Raw genomic sequence first — 18,599 nt, 5'->3', positions numbered from 1 at the left:
TCTTTCTGGCGTCCGTAGGGTTAACGTATTTATTACGTCAATATGCTATTAATAATAATATTATAGATAAACCTAACTCACGTAGCTCACACGTCGTCCCAACTCCAAGAGGGGGCGGTGTAGCTATAGTTGTTAGCTTCCTCTGTGGGATATTTTTATTCTATTTCCAAGGCTATCTACCGCCTTTAACTGTTATTGGGTTAGTGGTATCTGGTGGAGTAATTGCATTGGTTGGTTTTTGGGATGATCATGGGCATATTGCTGCCCGCTGGCGTCTTTTAGCCCATTTCTCTGCAGCAGCATTTTTATTATTTTGCTTAGGTGGTTTCCCGGTATTAGTTATCTCTGGGGTTGTTATCAATCTTGGAATTTTAGGAAACTTATTTGGCTTGTTATTTTTAGTGTGGATGTTAAATCTCTATAATTTTATGGATGGTATTGATGGTTTAGCAAGCTCGCAAGCGGTAACAACCTGTATTGGTGCAATTATCATTTATTTTATAAGCGGTAATCACATCGAGTTGAACAGTTATTTGGTTCCTGGGTTGCTTGCTAGTACTGTGCTAGGTTTTTTACTTTGGAACTTCCCACCAGCTAAAATATTCATGGGCGATGCAGGGAGTGGTTTTCTGGGGTTAATTATCGGTTCTTTAGCGATAAGTGCGGGTTGGATAGAAACAAAATTTTTCTTCTGTTGGCTAATTTTATTGGGTTTATTTATTGTTGATGCTACATGGACTCTAGTACGTAGAGTCATTGGCGGTTTTAAAGTATATGAAGCTCATCGAAGCCATGGCTATCAAATCGCGTCCAGAAAATTTAAACGCCATTTACCCGTAACGTTATCTGCGATTGGTATAAATGTCATTTGGTTATTTCCAATTGCGGTGCTGGTAGGGATTGATATTGTAAACCCAATAATAGCACTCATTATTTCATATATCCCTCTTTTATATATTGATTATAAAATCAATGCCGGAATTAATAATAACTAATCGGCTTTAATTTATAGCCAAATAACTGAGTTTAATTCGCATTGCTTAAAATGGCATGTTCTGTCTTAGGGTTAATCTTATGTCGCTCGTATTTCTATTATCGTTACCAAGGCCTATTAAACGAATCATTATGCTATTGTTAGATACAATTCTAATTGTTTTGGCATATTGGGGTGCTTTCTGGGTACGGCTGGATGTAGACAGTCCTTTTACCAGTATTGAACAATGGGTTGCTTTGGCTGCGATTATACCTCCAACCCTTTTAGTGTATGTGCGACTTGGCTTGTATCGAACTGTATTACGTTATGTCAGTGCAAAAATTGTCACTACTGTAATGGTTGGCGTCGTATTATCCTCTGGATTACTGGTACTGGGTTCCTACTTCTTGGGAATATATTTACCAAGAACCGTCGCTGTTATGTTCTTTGTTTTCTCGCTAGTACTGATATGTGGTTCTCGGTTGTTTTTTAGAATGCTATTAAACTATGGTGTTAGAGGGAAGATCCCGGTAGTTATATATGGTGCTGGTGCTTCTGGTCGACAATTATTGCCTGCACTTATGCAAGCTAGTGAATATTTTCCAATTGCATTTATTGATGATAATCCAAAATTAAATAAAGCCGTTATTCATGGAGTTACAGTTTATCCTTCAGAAAAACTTGAATATTTAATCGAGCGCTATGGTATTAAAAAAGTGTTACTGGCGATGCCAAGTGTTAGCCAAAGCCAGCGTAGAGCTGTTGTCGCTAAACTTGAGAATCTTTCTTGTGAAGTTTTATCTATTCCTGGTATGTCCGACTTAGTTGAAGGTAGGGCACAAATCAGTACCTTAAAGAAAGTCTCAATCGAGGAATTACTTGGAAGAGATCCCGTAGAGCCAAATAAGAAGTTATTAGCCAAAAATATTACAGGAAAAATCGTGATGGTGACGGGGGCGGGCGGGTCAATTGGATCTGAGCTGTGTCGCCAAATTATTGTGGAAAAACCAAAGTTATTAATTCTTTTTGATATATCTGAGTTTTCACTTTATTCCATTGAGAATGAAATAGCCGCAATATGTAAAAATAATAAAATTGATACAGAGTTTGTTGCATTACTTGGCTCGGTACAAAGTGAAACCAGACTAGTTCAGATAATGTCTGGTTTTCAGGTTAATACTGTTTATCATGCTGCCGCCTATAAGCATGTCCCCCTTGTTGAAAATAACGTGATTGAGGGGGTCAAGAACAATATATTCGGTACACTTTATTGTGCAAAAGCGGCAATAAAATCTAAGGTAGAAAAATTTGTTTTAATTTCTACAGATAAAGCGGTACGGCCAACCAATACCATGGGAGCCACCAAGAGAATGGCAGAACTTGTGTTGCAGGCGTTATCAAAAGAACAAAATAATACAAAATTTTGCATGGTTCGTTTTGGTAATGTTTTGGGGTCTTCCGGTTCTGTTGTCCCTCTCTTTAAGAAACAAATTGCAGAGGGAGGCCCAGTGACTCTCACGCATAAAGACATTATTCGTTACTTTATGACTATTCCTGAAGCTGCTCAACTTGTTATTCAAGCCGGTGCTATGGGGCAGGGTGGCGATGTCTTTGTATTAGATATGGGCGATCCTGTTAAGATCATTGATTTGGCCAAACGGATGATTAATCTTTCAGGTCTTTCAATTAAGAGCGAAGAAAATCCTGATGGTGATATCGCGATAGAAATTTTGGGTTTGCGACCAGGTGAAAAATTATATGAAGAGTTATTAATAGGTGAATCTGTACAGAATACCTATCATCCTAGAATTATGACAGCAACTGAAGTTATGCTTGAATGGGACAATTTGAATACTTTACTAAATAAAATTGAAACTGCCTGTAATGACTTTGATTATGAATGTATTCGTTCTTTATTAGTAGAAGCGCCCGCCGGATTTCAACCAACAGATGGTATCTGTGATATCGTTTGGCAAAAAAATCACGATGAAAATGCAAAAAATACTATTGTTAATTAATGGCTTTGAGAACGCTCTCTAATCATATTTGCATTTTATTATTTACGGAAATCATATGAAGAATGTTGCATTTGTAATTACTAAATCAATCATTGGTGGTGCTCAAGGCTGGGTTTTAGAGCAAGTTAAGCTACTTAAAGATGATTGTAATATTATTTTGATAACCTCTGAACCTGGTTGGTTAACCGAAACAATTGTCTGTGATAAAATTGTTATTATTCCAGAGATCAAAAAAATGGCCAGTATTAAGGCTATTTACAGTTTATATAAAGCGCTTAAAGAAAATAAAATTGATATTGTTGTATCCAGTTCGGCCAACGCAGGACTTTATAGTCGATTAGCTCGCTTATTCCTACGTTTTCGCGGTGTGTATGTTTCTCATGGATGGTCATGTATTTACAATGGTCATGTACTGAAGTTTATATTTTGTTATATTGAAAAGCTATTGTCACATATTACCGATGTTGTATGGTGTGTGTCCCAAAGTGATGCGGATAAAGCAATTGAAATTATTGGTATTAAACCTGATAAAATAGTGACTCAGCTTAATGCTATAACCCCCTTAGCTGAGCGTGCAGATCGCCCCTGCCAAAATAAAATTATTTATGTTTGCCGCCTAGCTTATCCAAAACGTCCTGATTTGATCTTAAAAGTTGTTGCTGCTAATCCTAAATTTGATCTCGATATTGTTGGTGATGGTGAATATTACCAAGATCTTAAAAATGAATATGGCAGTTATGACAATATTCATTTCTATGGTGAGATTAAAGGATTCGATAAATTTAATGAGTATGATGTATTTGTATTAACATCAGAAAGCGAAGGTTTACCGATGGCAGCAATTGAAGCGACTAGTGCCAGTTTACCCGTTATTTTGAGTAATGTAGGTGGTTGTAGTGAGGTTGTTGACCAAAATGGTATTTTAATTGGGAATACAACAGAAGAATTAGATGCTGCTCTTAATAGGGTTTTTTCAAATTATGATTTATTCTATAAAGCCGCGCAAAAACAGAAAAATAAATTTGATATAAACAATGTTAAAGATAAGTGCAGGGCAATTATTCTTGGGTGATGGAATCTATTTCGACTCCTTAAATTTAATAGGTAAGTTATGACTATTTTAGTGACTGGCGGTGCGGGGTATATTGGTTCACACACCGTATTAACGCTCTTAGAGAATGGCGAGGATGTTGCTGTATTAGATAATTTATCTAACGCTTCTGCTGAGTCCTTGTTGCGTGTATCTCAAATCACAGGTCGTATGGCAACATTTTACCAAGGTGATATATTAGATAGAGATTGTCTTAAGCAGATATTTTCTGAGCATAAAATTGATGCCGTGATTCATTTCGCAGGTTTGAAATCAGTCGGTGAGTCAGTCGTTAAGCCGATTGAATATTACCAAAATAATGTTACTGGTTCGATTGTCTTACTTGAAGAAATGGTCATTGCTGACGTCAAAAAATTAATATTTAGCTCTTCTGCCACTGTGTATGGTGATCCTGAATTTGTTCCTCTGACTGAAGATGCTCGTATTGGCGGCACAACCAACCCTTATGGTTCATCAAAGGTCATGGTTGAGCAAATATTGAAGGACTTCTCTTTTGCTCATCCTGATTTTTCCATAAGAGCGCTGCGGTACTTTAATCCTGTTGGTGCCCATATTTCAGGTCTAATCGGTGAGGATCCAAATGGTAAACCTAATAACTTATTGCCTTTTATTACTCAGGTTGCGATTGGTAAACTCCCGAAATTAGCTGTTTATGGTAATGATTATCCTACGGCAGATGGTTCCGGTGTACGAGATTATATTCATGTCATGGATCTCGCTGAAGGGCATATTTGTGCGCTTAATAAGCTAACACCAGGATTTAAGGTTTATAATCTTGGCTCGGGTGTTGGGTATTCAGTGTTACAGATGATCGCGGAATTTGAACGCATATCAGGTAAAAAAATTCCTTATGAAATTGTTGCTCGCCGTTCTGGAGATATTGCAGAATGTTGGGCGAGTGCAGAACTTGCCTTGAAAGAATTAGAATGGAAAGCTAAAAGATCTTTAACGGATATGTTAAAAGACGCTTGGAATTGGCAGCAATCTAATCCCAATGGCTATGTTCGCTGAATATTGGGTATTTGTGCTAAAATTCTTTATCTCTTCATTCCTAAATTTGTAACAAACAACAATGAAATTTCCTGGTAAACGCAAATCTAAACACTATTTTCCTGTTAATGCCCGAGATCCTTTACTGCAACCGGCGCAGACAGAAAATGAGGTGAGTACATCTTATATCGTCGGTATTGATCAGACGCTGGTTGATATTGAAGCGAAAGTCGATGAGGACTTTATTACGCGTTATGGTCTTAGCCAAGGGCATTCTTTGGTTATCGAGGATGATGTCGCTGAGCGTCTTTATCAGGAGCTAACAGCTAATGGGTTGATAACTCATGAATTTGCCGGTGGTACCATTGGTAATACATTGCACAATTATTCTGTTCTGGCCGATGACCGTTCTATTTTGCTAGGGACGATGTGCAGCAATATCAAAATCGGCAGTTATGCCTATCGTTACTTATGTAATACCTCGAGCCGGACAGATTTAAACTATCTACAGGCTGTTGATGGTGCCATTGGCCGCTGTTTTACTTTAATTACAGATAATGGTGAGCGGACATTTGCGATCAGCCCTGGTCAAATGAATCAACTGCGACCAGAAAGTATTCCTGAAGATATTATCGCTGGCGCTTCAGCATTGGTTCTTACAGCTTATCTGGTGCGTTGTAAACCGGGTGAGCCAATGCCTGAGGCGACCATGCAGGCAATCAATTATGCGAAGAAATATAATGTTCCTGTGGTGATGACACTTGGAACCAAATATGTCATTGCAGATAATCCGCAGTGGTGGCGTGATTTTCTTAAAGAGCATGTTTCTATCGTTGCGATGAATGAAGATGAAGCTTATGAGCTGACTGGCCTAAATGACCCGTTAATGGCTTCAGATAGGGCGTTGAGTTGGGTTGATTTAGTGCTTTGTACCGCAGGCCCTAATGGACTTTATATGGCGGGCTATACGGAAGAGGCCAATAAGCGCCAAACTCAACATCCTTTATTACCTGGCGCTATTGCTGAATTTAATCTGTATGAGTTCAGTCGAGCGATGCGCAAAGAGCATTGTGAGAATCCATTACGTATTTATTCTCATATTGCCCCTTATATGGGGGGGCCAGAGAAAATAATGAATACTAATGGAGCAGGGGATGGTGCCTTATCTGCCGTGCTACATGATATTGCTGCTAATGGCTTTCATCGTAATAATGTTCCTAACTCAAGTAAACATGTTCGTAGTTGCCTTAGTTACTCTTCATTGGCACAAGTATGTAAATATGCTAATCGGGTCAGTTATCAGGTGTTGAATCAACATTCACCACGTTTAACTCGTGGCTTGCCTGAGCGAGAAGATAGTTTGGAAGAGTCCTACTGGGATAGATAAGAGAACAATATAAATAGGGCCAGCATATGCTGGCCCTATTTATATTGTGCTAACACAGTAATACTTTTAAATCGGGCAAAGCGGGCGCTTATCTTCTTCCGTCAGCGTTTCTATCTTCAGCATATTAAGCATACTGTTGGCAATTTCACGTTCGCCCATAACAACCTGATTCGCACCACGATCCGAGATATAAACGACTTCATCGTCATAATGTGCGCGCGCAATTATCTCAAGATCCGGTCGTTTAATTCTGGCTGAAGCGACAATCTCTCCGGCTTCGTAGCCATTCGGAATTGTCAGTAATAACCAGCGTGCGCAATCTAAACGAGCCAGCGACATAATATCTGCGCTTGCAGCATTGCCTAATACCGCATTAATACCTTGTTCACGCAGTGCTTCCACTCTTGGTCGGGAGTTCTCGATGACCACTAATGGAATACCTTCCGCATGCAGTTTGGCACCTAATAAGCTGCCAACCCGACCATAACCCACTAATAATGCATGATTGCATAAATCGACAGGGATCTGCTTTTCCTCTTCTACTGCTTCTTCCAGAATCAGATCTTCCATGGTCTCATTCTTGGCCAAATAGCGATCTAACAGTGTGAAAAGCAACGGATTAAGCATGATGGACAGAATCGCCCCTGCCAGTACCAGATTGCGGCCATGTTCTGACATTAAACCGAGAGAAATCCCAAGTCCTGCCAGAATAAAGGCGAATTCACCGATTTGTGCCAAGCTGACCGAAATGGTGAGTGCGGTGCGTTTTGAGTGGCCAAACATCCGCACTAATATGAATGCTGCGGCTGATTTACCGAAGATGATGATAGCCAGTGAGGCCAGCACAGCTAAGGGCTCATGTAGCAAAATCATTGGGTCGAACAACATCCCGACCGAAACGAAGAATAGGACGGCGAATGCATCACGTAATGGCAGAGTATCTTGCGCGGCACGATGGCTGAGTTCAGACTCATTCAATACCATTCCGGCGAAGAATGCACCGAGAGCAAAGGATACATCGAACAGCCCTACAGCACCGTATGCAATCCCGAGTGCTAATACCAGCACCGCCAAGGTAAATAGCTCACGGGAGCCAGTACTGGCGGTTTTAGCCAGAATCCAGGGCACCAGGCGACGGCCGACAACAATCATCAGAGTAATGAATGCAATTACTTTACCGATGGTAATCGCCAATTCAGTGAATAATTGGCTCAGACTGGTGGTTTCGTTCCCCATCACGCCAGCAAAGGCCGGTAATAGCACCAATGTGAGCACCATCGCCAAATCTTCAACAATTAACCAGCCAATGGCAATTTGCCCTCGTTGGCTATCAATGAGTTGCCGTTCTTCTAATGCTCGCAGTAATACCACTGTACTCGCTGTTGATAGGCAAAGACCGAAGACAAATCCAGTCATCAAATCCCAGCCCAATAAATGAGATAATCCCATCCCGAGTAAGGTGGCGACAGCAATTTGTGCGACGGCACCGGGTATGGCGATAGCTTTTACTGCGAGGAGGTCTTTAAGCGAGAAGTGAAGTCCGACACCAAACATCAACAAAATAACACCAATTTCAGCCAATTCTGGTGCTAATGAGGTATCAGCAACAAAACCTGGCGTGAATGGCCCGGCCAGCACCCCTGCGGCAAGGTACCCCACCAGTGGTGAGATGCGCAGGCGGTGAGCCAAGGTACCCAAGAGGAAGGCGAGAACAAGGCCTCCGACGATCGTGGTAATTAAGGGTGTTGAGTGGTGCATCCAGACTCCTTCTAGTTATTCCCGTCATCTTTCAAGTCGCAGGTGTGTTGGCTGCGCTCAATCACCCGAATCGCTTACCTGAGTAAGTTCATCGGGATTCATTCGCTTGTCGCCTTCCTGCATTTTGAAATCTTTTGGGTATATGCAAGGGCGGCAAGCATTTCACAGCAATAACATCAGTTTATTGCATTTATGCGATCAATGCGCGATAAAAATTAATTTTTTATCGATAAAAGTCTGCTTTGGCATGGAAATTGTTTGAAGTGGTTGTTTGTGGTGGATTTGCTGTTTCTATCTCTATTACACAGGGAACTCTCCCGACTGAAACACATATTTCAATCGGGATTATAAGGTTATTACTATTACTTATCTTCTATATTAGGTAGGAAGACCGTTATTATCCCCAGTAATGGTAAGAATGCGCAGATTTGATAAACCAGTTCAATACTGGTCAAATCAGCAACATACCCTAGTACAGCCGCACCTAAACCCCCCATACCGAAAGCAAAACCGAAGAATAAACCGGATACCATCCCGACTTTTCCTGGAATAAGCTCCTGCGCATACACCAGTATTGCTGAGAAGGCCGAGGCGAGGATAACCCCAATGATCACGGTTAAAACCCCTGTCCAATACAAAGATGCGTGGGGTAAAACAAGGGTAAAAGGTGCTACACCCAATATTGACCCCCAAATAACATATTTACGACCGATCCGATCGCCAATAGGTCCGCCGATTATGGTGCCAGCGGCAACTGCGAATAAGAATACAAATAAATGTATTTGGGCATTTTGTATCGAAACACCGAACCTATGCATCAGATAAAAGGTGTAATAGCTGCTAATGCTGGTCAAGTAGAAGTATTTAGAGAATATCAGCACCATCAAGATTGCTAACGCCTTAATAACCGTTTTTTTAGGCAGTACTTTTACCGATGAAGTTTTTAGTACCTTGCCATGTGTGGCTCTTTGTTGCTGCTGATACCATTTACTGACCTGTAATAACACCACAATTGCCAGCAATGCCGCGAGAGAAAACCAGCCAACATTGCCTTTGCCGTAAGGTGCAATAAGGATTGCGGCCAATAACGGGCCAAGAGCACTACCGAAGTTGCCCCCCACCTGAAAAATGGACTGAGCCATACCATGACGACCACCGGAGGCCATGCGGGCTACCCGCGAGGATTCTGGGTGGAAAACCGAAGAACCGGTTCCGACCAATGCCGCCGCCAATAAAACCACGGGGAAGGTGGTGGCGACTGCGAGCAGCAAGATGCCCGACAGAGTAAAACCCATGCCAATTGGCAATGAATAGGGTTTTGGATGCTTATCGGTATAGAGGCCAATGAGGGGCTGTAATAGTGAGGCAGTCAATTGGTAGGTGAGTGTGATTAATCCAATTTGTGCAAAACTCAGTGAAAATTCGGCTTGTAATAGAGGATAAATCGCCAGAATCAGCGACTGGATCATATCGTTGAGCAAGTGAGATACGCTAATAGCACCCAAAATAGAGAAAGACGTGCGTTTTACCTTGCTCTTATCGAAGGGCTGGGTATTGACGGAGGGCTGGGGTCCAGTCTCAGAACGATCGGTCATAGTGAGTATTCGCCTAATAATTTTCACTGTTAATAGTATCTTGGTAATGAATACATATTATGCAGTTCGAATGATTTTTACTACAGCAGATACAATTTGATATATATTCCAATATCCTGAAATTCAAGCATGCGTTATTACATTACAATGCAAGTTGCATCACAGTATGACCTTGATTTTTCATGATATTGATATGCATCACCCCATTTTCACTTATTAAACTGGCACTGAATGGGCTGGTTTTAACGACAACATGGAGATTTGCCATGCGTTTTTCATTATCGACCACAGCATGTGCTTTGGCTGTGTCGCTGGCGTTTTCACCAGGATGGGCAGCTGCCTGGGAAAAAGATAAAACTTACGATATCACCATATTGCACACCAACGACCACCATGGGCACTTTTGGCAAAATGATCACGGTGAGTATGGGTTGGCTGCACAAAAAACCTTAGTTGATGATATCCGCAAACACGTCGCCGCAGAGGGAGGAAGCCTGTTACTACTTTCTGGTGGCGATATTAATACCGGCGTACCGGAATCTGATTTGCAAGATGCCGAACCGGATTTCCGTGGTATGAATTTGGTCGGTTATGATGCTATGGCCATCGGTAACCATGAGTTTGATAACCCTCTGAGTGTGTTACGTCAGCAGGAAAAATGGGCGACTTTCCCATTATTATCCGCCAATATTTACCAGAAAAGCACTCAGCAGCGATTATTCAAACCTTATGTACTGTTTGATAAGCAAGGTGTGAAAATTGCGGTGATTGGTTTAACCACCGATGACACCGCGAAGATCGGGAATCCCGAGTATTTCACTGATATCGAATTCCATGCCCCCGCAGCAGAAGCCAAGCAAGTTGTCGAGCAACTGAGAAAAACAGAAAAGCCTGACATTATTATCGCGGCGACTCATATGGGGCATTACGATGATGGCCTGCATGGATCTAATGCTCCGGGTGATGTCGAGATGGCGCGCAGCCTACCGGCGGGTTACCTGGATATGATTGTGGGCGGGCACTCGCAAGATCCCGTCTGTATGGCCAGTGAAAACCATAAGCAGGCTGATTATGTACCAGGCACCCCTTGTGCTCCTGATCGGCAGAATGGCACTTGGATCGTGCAGGCGCATGAATGGGGTAAATATGTGGGCCGGGCAGACTTCAAATTCCGTAATGGCGAGCTGAAGTTAGTAAGCTATCAGTTAATCCCGATCAATTTAAAGAAAAAAGTTGAGAAAGCCGATGGCACCAGTGAACGCGTATTTTATACCCAAGAAATTGCCCAAGACCCAGCAATGCTGAAGCTGTTGACGCCATTTGAAGAGCAAGGCAAGGCGCAGCTGGATGTTAAAATCGGCAGTGTGAATGGCCGGCTTGAGGGGGATCGCAGTAAAGTCCGTTTCGAGCAAACTAATCTGGCGCGTATGTTATTGGCGGCACAAATGGAACGCGCGGGTGCTGACTTTGCGGTAATGAGTGGCGGTGGGGTTCGTGACTCTATCGATGCCGGCGATATCACCTATAAAAATGTTCTCAAAGTTCAGCCATTTGGTAATACCCTGGTTTATGCCGATATGAAAGGCAGTGAAGTGGAGAAATATCTGGCGGTTGTGGCCAATAAGAAAGTTGATTCAGGAGCTTATGCGCAATTTGCCAATGTTAGCTTAGTGGCTGATGGTAAGGGTGTCAGCGACGTGAAAATACAGGGTAAGCCGTTAGATCCGAATAAAACTTATCGTCTGGCGACCTTGAATTTCAACGCATTAGGCGGTGATGGCTATCCGAAGATTGATACCTTACCGGGTTATGTGAATACCGGTTTTATTGATGCAGAAGTTTTGAAACAATATATTGAAAAGCATTCTCCGCTAGATGCTAATCAGTATCAGCCGAAAGGCGAAATTGTTTATAAGTAACTGTAATTAATCGGGATAAAGTGCATTTTTAAAGATGTACTTCATCCCATTTTAAAACCCAAAAAAACTCTGCTGCAAAATAGTATCGTATTGGTTTATTTGTATTTTATTAGCTTGAGTTTGGGTGTGTTTTTCGAATGTTTTAGAAGTTAATCAAGTAATGAGGCTCAGTTTAGATAGGAGTTTATGGCGCAGGGTTCTTGTATGCGCCCCTCCAGCGAGAAGGGGCAGGAAATAGATTACTATTTTTTCTTGTTTCTAAAATTATCATCGTCCATGCAATAGTTGTATGAATCCAAAACTAGCCCTGACAATCGTAAAATATTTTCAGGACGATCTATTATAATTTGATTACCGGGAGCTAGCTCAAGTCCTGCCCGCTCAACCTCTGCGATAGCTTTTTCATCTAATTCAATTGGTAAAATTATCGATGGTCGTTGTTTGCTATCAAAATAACGCACAATCCAACGGTTTGATTTTCCTTGGCAAAGAATATTGTAATAACTAGCTGTGTCTTTTGCTGAAATATCCGCTTGTTCACCAAGTAAAAGTTGAATATTGCTAAAAAATTGCCTTTCGTTATGCGTAGTGACGATATTTGAATTTTCAGGGTCTACGACTGGTGCTGTTTCATCTATTTTTTTTAGCTCTGGTGCTAGTGCAGTTTCAATATCTTTGTCTTTGTTAGAAGCCATTGATAGCCCAGAAACAACCATTGCACTAACAGCTCGCTCTACTGCCATTTTTACTAGCGGTGTAATTGTGTCGAGAAATTTTTGGTTTAACTGCCGTTGTACGCTAGAGCGACTTGCAACATAGCGGACAAAGTCAGCATCGACATTTCTTAAGCTATCACTAATAACATCAGTAAATGCTGATAAATAAATGCTTTCTTCAGCTAAGGTTCGAAGTGCTTCCGGTTGGAACTGATCATGACGGAATTGATAGAGCTGATGAGCATCAGAGTCCGATGTTTCATCTACATTAATCTGTAGGAATGGAGCAGCATCCATAATATTTCTTTGCTTAAGGTCAGTAAAGAAACGCCATTGGGTGCCATTAGTTATGGCTGCAATGGTGACTTCAGGTGTTGCGTTAAAATATCTAGAAAGTTGAGGGCAATGGTTATCAAGTTTTTGATTATAGCCCTTGGCCTCAATGAACATGACAGGAACACCGTGGCAAAATAGAGCATAGTCGACTCGTTCACCGACTTTAACACCAGGGAAGTCAGCGCCATATTCTGCTTTAACCTTAGTTGGGTCATAAGAGTTAAAACCAAGAATATCTAACATTGGCAATATTAATGCTTGTTTAGTAGTTTCTTCGGTAGAACAATGATGGCTCACTTTTTTTACGTGATCAGAGTGCGCTCTTAATTTTTCAGAGAATATCTTCATGTTTTCCTTTAACTCTTAGGTTGAATGACACTCTTACCCTCATTGAACTACTTAGAAGTGAGAGCAATCAATAATCCAGAACTGACCACAAAAACATGCGGTCAATAATTTCTACGGTATCTCCATCAGCATCTTTATCTGGGCGCTCAACTTTATTAAGGCTGCGGATACTGAGTTTATTTCCTGGCATGCAATATAAAAGTTTAAGATGTTTTAATCTGTCTTGATTGATTGCATATATCTTGCCATCGGCAATTTTTTTATTTGCGCAATCAACATCTACAGTCGTACCTTTTAGCTAAATCGGCTCCATGCTATTTCCATGGGCTGGAAAGCAAATGACATGATCTTTCTGAACACCAATTAGCCGCAAGGTAGATTTCGAAAATCGAAGTTTAAAACTATTGTAGTATTGATCACAAAAGCTATTGTCACCAGCAGCAAGTTCAATATCACGTAAGAATGATACTTCCATCTCGCTTTAGTGAATGGGGCACTCACTATTCCAAGAGGTAATATTTCTCTATTCATTTCCAGGAGCAATATTTTATTCCTGATTTATTGTTTTAGTTGATTTTTTCATCGGAAAAATTCCCTCTATAAGTCATTCGTGCGGCCGTAGAGTGCGCGGGAAATAACGATATATCAAATTCGTCCCAGTCTGCCTAATGTGCTTTATTCATGACGCTCTTCTTAATTGGTAAAGTCAGTATGCCGAAGATATCTGAATGTTAATGAGCCTAATTTATAAAGTGATTACATAATTATTTATAAATAAAGGTATCTATAAATAAAGTTGTTTATAAGTAACCTGTAAATACAGAAGCCTCCATGTAGTGAGTGGAGGCTTCTGGTCACAACTTTTTAGTATCAATCCCGCTTGGCGATATCCGCGAATGTGCCTTGCAGTAAGCGGCATAAGTCTGTTGCAGCTAATTCAATATCTAAACCGCGTTTGCCGCCGGAAACAAATATGGTGGCATATTCTTGAGCCGGGCTATCAATCACCGTGGGTAAGCGCTTTTTCTGCCCCAATGGGCTAATACCGCCAACTAAATAGCCGGTGCTGCGTTGTGCCAATTGTGGGTCGGCCATCTCAGCTTTTTTGGCCCCCAATGCGCGTGCGACTTTTTTTAGGTCAAGCTGGGTGGCGACAGGCGTGACTGCCACCGCCAGATTTTTGGCATCGCCATTTAACGCCACCAGTAAAGTTTTATAAACCTGGTCCGCATTAAGCCCCAGTTTTTTAACCGCTTCATCACCGAAGTTAGTTTCTGCTGCATTATGGTGGTAAGGGTGCAATGTGAAAGGAACTTTTTGTTTTTCCAGCAAAACGACCGCAGGTGTCATAATAAACGTCCAATTAAAAATGAAAATTTATTCAAGTGGAATATCCTACACGCAATCATTGTTGTAGGCTTAAAAATTAACCTAGCAAAATCAGTATAATGATTCATTGTGGAATGATACAGGGCGAATGTCTGTTGCTAATCTAATCGTCGGGTTGTTACCCTGTACTTGCTGCTTATATTATCCGCAAGGAATATGAGAGCTGAATAACTAAAATAATGAAAGTTCCTCTTTGACTGGCCGATAGCAATATTGGCCATTTTTTTGTGTTTTTACTGTAGGTTAGGCTTCAATAGTTCGGGAAGATTACCCTCGCCATATAAATGCAATGCGCCAACCGACACCACATAGCGCCCGCCAGGTAGCTGTTCAAGCTGCTGCTGCCAGCGTTTGTTGCGTTGAATCATCAGCACGTCATACAGACCTTGGCTAAAGGTAGGGGCCAGTGTGGACAGGTCATTTATCGGGTGATGCTCCAGCCACCAGCTCATCATGGTTTGCAGCAGGCGGGCATTAGTATGCCAATGGGCCAAGGTATCGAGCAGTAAAGACATGCCGTTATCGGGTAATGTCTCCAGCAAATCGAGCTGCATTTGTGCGCCCTCCAGCTCAATGACGGTTTTCTTCTGTGCTGCGGCCGCTTTCAGTAATTGATAGTCGATACCGTATTCACCGCGTAATCCTAGACGTTGCGCCTGGCGCGCCTGAAGCATCAAGGCGACTTGCCATGCGGGCAAAAGGGCCATGGACAGTGGGTCATTATTCAGTTCTTCGCAGCGCTGTAGCAACTGTTGATAGTGTTCTTCAGATAATCTGTCAATTAGCGGCTCGGCCAGAGTTTCGTTACCAAAGGGTGAGGCCGCTTCAGTGATATCAGCTTCCACAATAAGTGCATCCGCTTGATTCAATTTATTCAGCAATTCGTGGGGGAGGGGAAACATACCTTCGGTTCCCATATGGATACTGCCAACCAAATGAAAGTGGCGCTCACCGGGTATGGTGACATCCAACGCGGGATAGGAATAGGTCGTTGCTGTGGCAATTCCTAAAAATTTTGCGATGCGGCGAAATAATGGGCTCATGCCGGTTGATTCCCTTTTTAGCGTTTTCTGTATCCTAAACGCTAAATGGCGCACAAGAAAGTGTTGTGCACCATTAGGTTATATCCATCATACCTAAAGCTGTATGTGCGTTGGCTTCCTTCGTTATTCGGCCCGTCCATGGGCATGGCTCGCTTGCCGCCTTCCTGTATCTCCAATGACTTTGAGCATACTGGGACGGTTACTGTTTAGGTTTAAAACGCAATAAGCGGTTGGCGTTGCTGACCACGGTAATGGATGACAGTGCCATTGCTGCTCCCGCGACGACCGGGCTGAGTAATGTGCCGGTGAAGGGGAACAAAATACCCGCCGCAATCGGAATACCCAGTGCATTGTAGAAAAAGGCTCCCAACAGGTTTTGCTTCATATTGCGCAATGTTGCTTTGGAAAGCTCAACCGCATCCGCAACCCCGTGTAGGCTATGGCGCATCAGGGTAATAGCCGCCGTTTCAATCGCAATATCACTGCCGCCGCCCATGGCAATCCCGACATCGGCTTGTGCCAGTGCGGGCGCATCATTAATACCGTCACCAATCATGGCCACTTTATGTCCGGCGGCTTGCAGTTGCTTGATTGCTTCGGCTTTACCATCCGGCAGGACACCGGCGATCACCTGGTCAATCCCGGCTTCTTTGGCAATAGCATTCGCAGTTATAGGGTTATCGCCGGTTAACATCACCAAGTTGTATCCCCGCTGATGCAAACGTTGCAGCGCGCTGATGCTGTCACTGCGCAGTGGGTCGCGGATGGACAGCAGTGCCGCCGGTTTCCCTTGCGCGGTCAGAATCACCGGCGTCGCACCACTTTCAGCTTCTTGCTGCATCAATGATTGCAACTCACTGGTATCAATCTGTTGCTCTTCCAACAGGCGATTATTGCCCAGTAACAGTGGAATGCCGTCGACCTCGCCACTGACCCCCAAACCGCGCAGGGTGCGGAATTGGTTGACCGTCGCCAGTGTCAGCCCCTCAGCACGCTGTAAAATAGCGCGCGCCAGCGGGTGATTAGAGCCGGTTTCCAGCGCGGCTGCCCACTCCAGCGCTTGCTGCTCACTGACCCCGTTAAAGGTATGAATTGCCACCACTTGCGGGTGCCCTTCGGTCAGGGTGCCGGTTTTGTCGAACACCAATGTGTCGAGGTTACTGGCCTGCTGCAATGCATCGGCATCTCGCACTAATACCCCGAATTCAGCCGCCCGCCCCACACCGGAGATAATCGACATCGGCGTTGCCAGCCCAAGCGCACAAGGGCAAGCAATAATCAGCACCGTGGTGGCGACCACCAGGGTATAGACCAGTTGCGGTTGTGGGCCGAAGAAATACCAAATCAGCCCGGCAATCACGGCAATCGCGACCACGGTCGGCACAAAGACGGCGGAGATCCTATCGGCCAGCTTACCCATTTCGGGTTTACTGCTTTGGGCCTGGCGCACCAGCTTGATGATTCGCGCTAATGTTGTCTGGCTGCCGATAGCATTGGCGCGGAACAACACCGACCCATCCTGCACTTGTGTCCCAGCATGAACGACATCACCGGCTGACTTTTGTTGCGGGATGGGTTCGCCAGTCAACATGGCTTCGTCCATCCACACTTCGCCCTGCACAATTTCCCCATCAACGGGCACGCGGTCACCAGTGGTGAGGCGCAAAGTCATGCCCAGTTGCACATCCGCCAGCGGGATGAGTTTCTCGCCGTCGTCCGTCACGACCCGCGCCGTCGGCGGAGCTAAATCCAACAAGCGCTCCAATGCATTAGAGGAGCGCTGTCTGGCGCGTTGTTCCATAGCATGACCCAGGTTAATTAATCCGATAATCATGGCACTGGCTTCGTAATAGAGATGACGGGCTTCCATCGGGAACACATCCGGCCAGATGTTCACTGTGATGGAGTAAACCCAGGCCGCGCCAGTCCCCAGTGCGACCAAAGTATCCATGGTCGCGCTGCCATTCTTCAGACTGACCCAAGCATTACGATAAAAATGCCCACCGGCAAATATCATTACCAATAGGGTAATTATCCCAATAATCAACCAAGGCGTCTGAGTTTCGGGAGTGAGCGTCATGCTCCCGCCAAATAACCCCCATCCCATCAATGGGATACCCAATAACAGGCCGAGCGCCGCTTGCCACTGGAAGCGCTTCATACTGGCGTGCGACATTTGTTGCTGACGTTCGCGTCGCTCGCCTTCATCTTCAATGATTTCAGCACCATAACCGGCATTTTTGACTGCCGCGATCAAAGCCTCATTGCTTGGGTGGCCGGTCACTAATGCACTGCGCTCCGCTAAATTGACGCGCGCAACCTCGACACCATCAACATTTTCCAGTGCATTCTGTACTTTGGATACGCAACTGGCGCAGCTCATGCCGGTCAGCAATAGCTGAACACTGTCGCTATCACGGGTTGCTGGCTCAGCTGTTTGGTGGGTTTCGCTTTTTTTAACATTATTGGTTGCTGCCGGAATATTGGTTGCTGCCGGAATTGAGGAAGAGGCCGCTGCCAGATATTCCGGCGAAGATGGGGCTGAGTGAGTCAGCGGCTCAGTTTTTGGGGCGTGCGTCCCTGTTAATGTGGCGTGATAGCCCGCTTGCTCTACGGCATCAATCAGAATTTGTGCATCGACTTTGCCATACACTTTGGCGCTATCGAGGGACACATCGGCTGCAATAACACCGGGAACGGCTTCCAGCGCTTTACGGGTAGATTCGGTACAATGCCCGCAACTCAGACCGGAAAGTTGTAGTTCAATATCAGGATGTTGCGCTTCCTCGGCTTGATAACCGGCTTGCTTGACGGTATCAATTAAAGCCGTAGTTTCGGCTTCGCCCGTCACTTTGGCATAGTGAACATTCACTTCTGTATGATGAACATCTTCCCGGCTTTCTAATGCCGTTTTTACACGTTTGGCACAATTCATACAGGAAAGGCCGTGTAGGGCCAGCACCGTGGTTTGCAACATAGTTGACTCCTTCTCGAGTAGCACCCTATCCATAAATTT

The 18,599-nt window shown here is 43.7% G+C and carries 13 protein-coding genes; 6 read left to right on the top strand and 7 right to left on the bottom strand.

Going from position 1 to position 18,599, the window contains the following annotated elements:
- From FTA91_RS19880 to FTA91_RS19860, 5 genes are all read left to right on the top strand, one after another.
- Positions 1 to 995 (top strand): MraY family glycosyltransferase (locus tag FTA91_RS19880; RefSeq protein WP_235896879.1); only part of this gene is annotated, 995 nt, incomplete at its 5' end.
- A gap of 130 nt (positions 996 to 1,125) precedes the next feature.
- Positions 1,126 to 2,991, top strand: a complete 1,866-nt coding sequence (locus FTA91_RS19875; RefSeq protein ID WP_328592899.1) for a polysaccharide biosynthesis protein — start codon at positions 1,126 to 1,128, stop codon at positions 2,989 to 2,991.
- A 55-nt stretch (positions 2,992 to 3,046) separates the two neighbouring features.
- Positions 3,047 to 4,063, top strand: coding sequence for a glycosyltransferase (locus FTA91_RS19870; RefSeq protein WP_145583813.1), 1,017 nt, complete (start codon positions 3,047 to 3,049; stop codon positions 4,061 to 4,063).
- A gap of 39 nt (positions 4,064 to 4,102) precedes the next feature.
- Positions 4,103 to 5,113, top strand: coding sequence for a UDP-glucose 4-epimerase GalE (galE, locus tag FTA91_RS19865; RefSeq protein ID WP_050112900.1), 1,011 nt, complete (start codon positions 4,103 to 4,105; stop codon positions 5,111 to 5,113).
- A gap of 61 nt (positions 5,114 to 5,174) precedes the next feature.
- Entirely contained in the window at positions 5,175 to 6,479 is a 1,305-nt protein-coding gene (locus FTA91_RS19860; RefSeq protein WP_050112901.1) for an inosine/guanosine kinase, read from the top strand.
- Between the two features lie 66 nt (positions 6,480 to 6,545).
- Here FTA91_RS19860 and ybaL read toward each other — a convergent pair whose 3' ends face one another.
- From ybaL to FTA91_RS20420, 3 genes are all read right to left on the bottom strand, one after another.
- Complete coding sequence (ybaL, locus tag FTA91_RS19855) at positions 6,546 to 8,237, bottom strand: YbaL family putative K(+) efflux transporter (protein ID WP_050112902.1); 1,692 nt, start codon at positions 8,235 to 8,237, stop codon at positions 6,546 to 6,548.
- Between the two features lie 362 nt (positions 8,238 to 8,599).
- A complete protein-coding gene (gene rosA, locus FTA91_RS19850; protein ID WP_145583811.1) occupies positions 8,600 to 9,832 on the bottom strand; it encodes an MFS transporter RosA in 1,233 nt (410 codons plus the stop codon).
- Between the two features lie 142 nt (positions 9,833 to 9,974).
- Positions 9,975 to 10,100, bottom strand: a complete 126-nt coding sequence (locus FTA91_RS20420; RefSeq protein ID WP_264751558.1) for a hypothetical protein — start codon at positions 10,098 to 10,100, stop codon at positions 9,975 to 9,977.
- Here FTA91_RS20420 and ushA point away from each other — a divergent pair.
- The gene (gene ushA, locus FTA91_RS19845) at positions 10,099 to 11,751 is read left to right on the top strand and encodes a bifunctional UDP-sugar hydrolase/5'-nucleotidase UshA (protein ID WP_145583810.1); all 1,653 of its coding nucleotides are present in this window, start codon (positions 10,099 to 10,101) and stop codon (positions 11,749 to 11,751) included. The two genes, FTA91_RS20420 and ushA, sit on opposite strands and share 2 nt — an antisense overlap.
- A 242-nt stretch (positions 11,752 to 11,993) precedes the next feature.
- Here ushA and FTA91_RS19840 read toward each other — a convergent pair whose 3' ends face one another.
- The 4 genes from FTA91_RS19840 to copA form a co-directional block, all read right to left on the bottom strand.
- On the bottom strand, positions 11,994 to 13,151 hold the full coding sequence (locus FTA91_RS19840) for a type I restriction endonuclease (RefSeq protein ID WP_050112904.1): 1,158 nt from the start codon (positions 13,149 to 13,151) through the stop codon (positions 11,994 to 11,996).
- Positions 13,152 to 14,021: 870 nt separating this feature from the next.
- A complete protein-coding gene (gene ybaK, locus FTA91_RS19835; protein ID WP_145583808.1) occupies positions 14,022 to 14,501 on the bottom strand; it encodes a Cys-tRNA(Pro)/Cys-tRNA(Cys) deacylase YbaK in 480 nt (159 codons plus the stop codon).
- Positions 14,502 to 14,773: 272 nt separating this feature from the next.
- Positions 14,774 to 15,583, bottom strand: a complete 810-nt coding sequence (locus FTA91_RS19830; protein WP_145536239.1) for a TraB/GumN family protein — start codon at positions 15,581 to 15,583, stop codon at positions 14,774 to 14,776.
- A 199-nt stretch (positions 15,584 to 15,782) separates the two neighbouring features.
- A complete protein-coding gene (copA, locus tag FTA91_RS19825; RefSeq protein ID WP_145583806.1) occupies positions 15,783 to 18,560 on the bottom strand; it encodes a copper-exporting P-type ATPase CopA in 2,778 nt (925 codons plus the stop codon).
- Between the last annotated feature and the right edge of the window lie 39 nt (positions 18,561 to 18,599).

Source organism: Yersinia thracica, from assembly GCF_902170565.1.
Taxonomy (GTDB): Bacteria; Pseudomonadota; Gammaproteobacteria; order Enterobacterales; family Enterobacteriaceae; genus Yersinia; species Yersinia thracica.
Note: the sequence above shows the minus strand (reverse complement) of the source record. Positions and strands in the feature narration are given on the sequence as shown.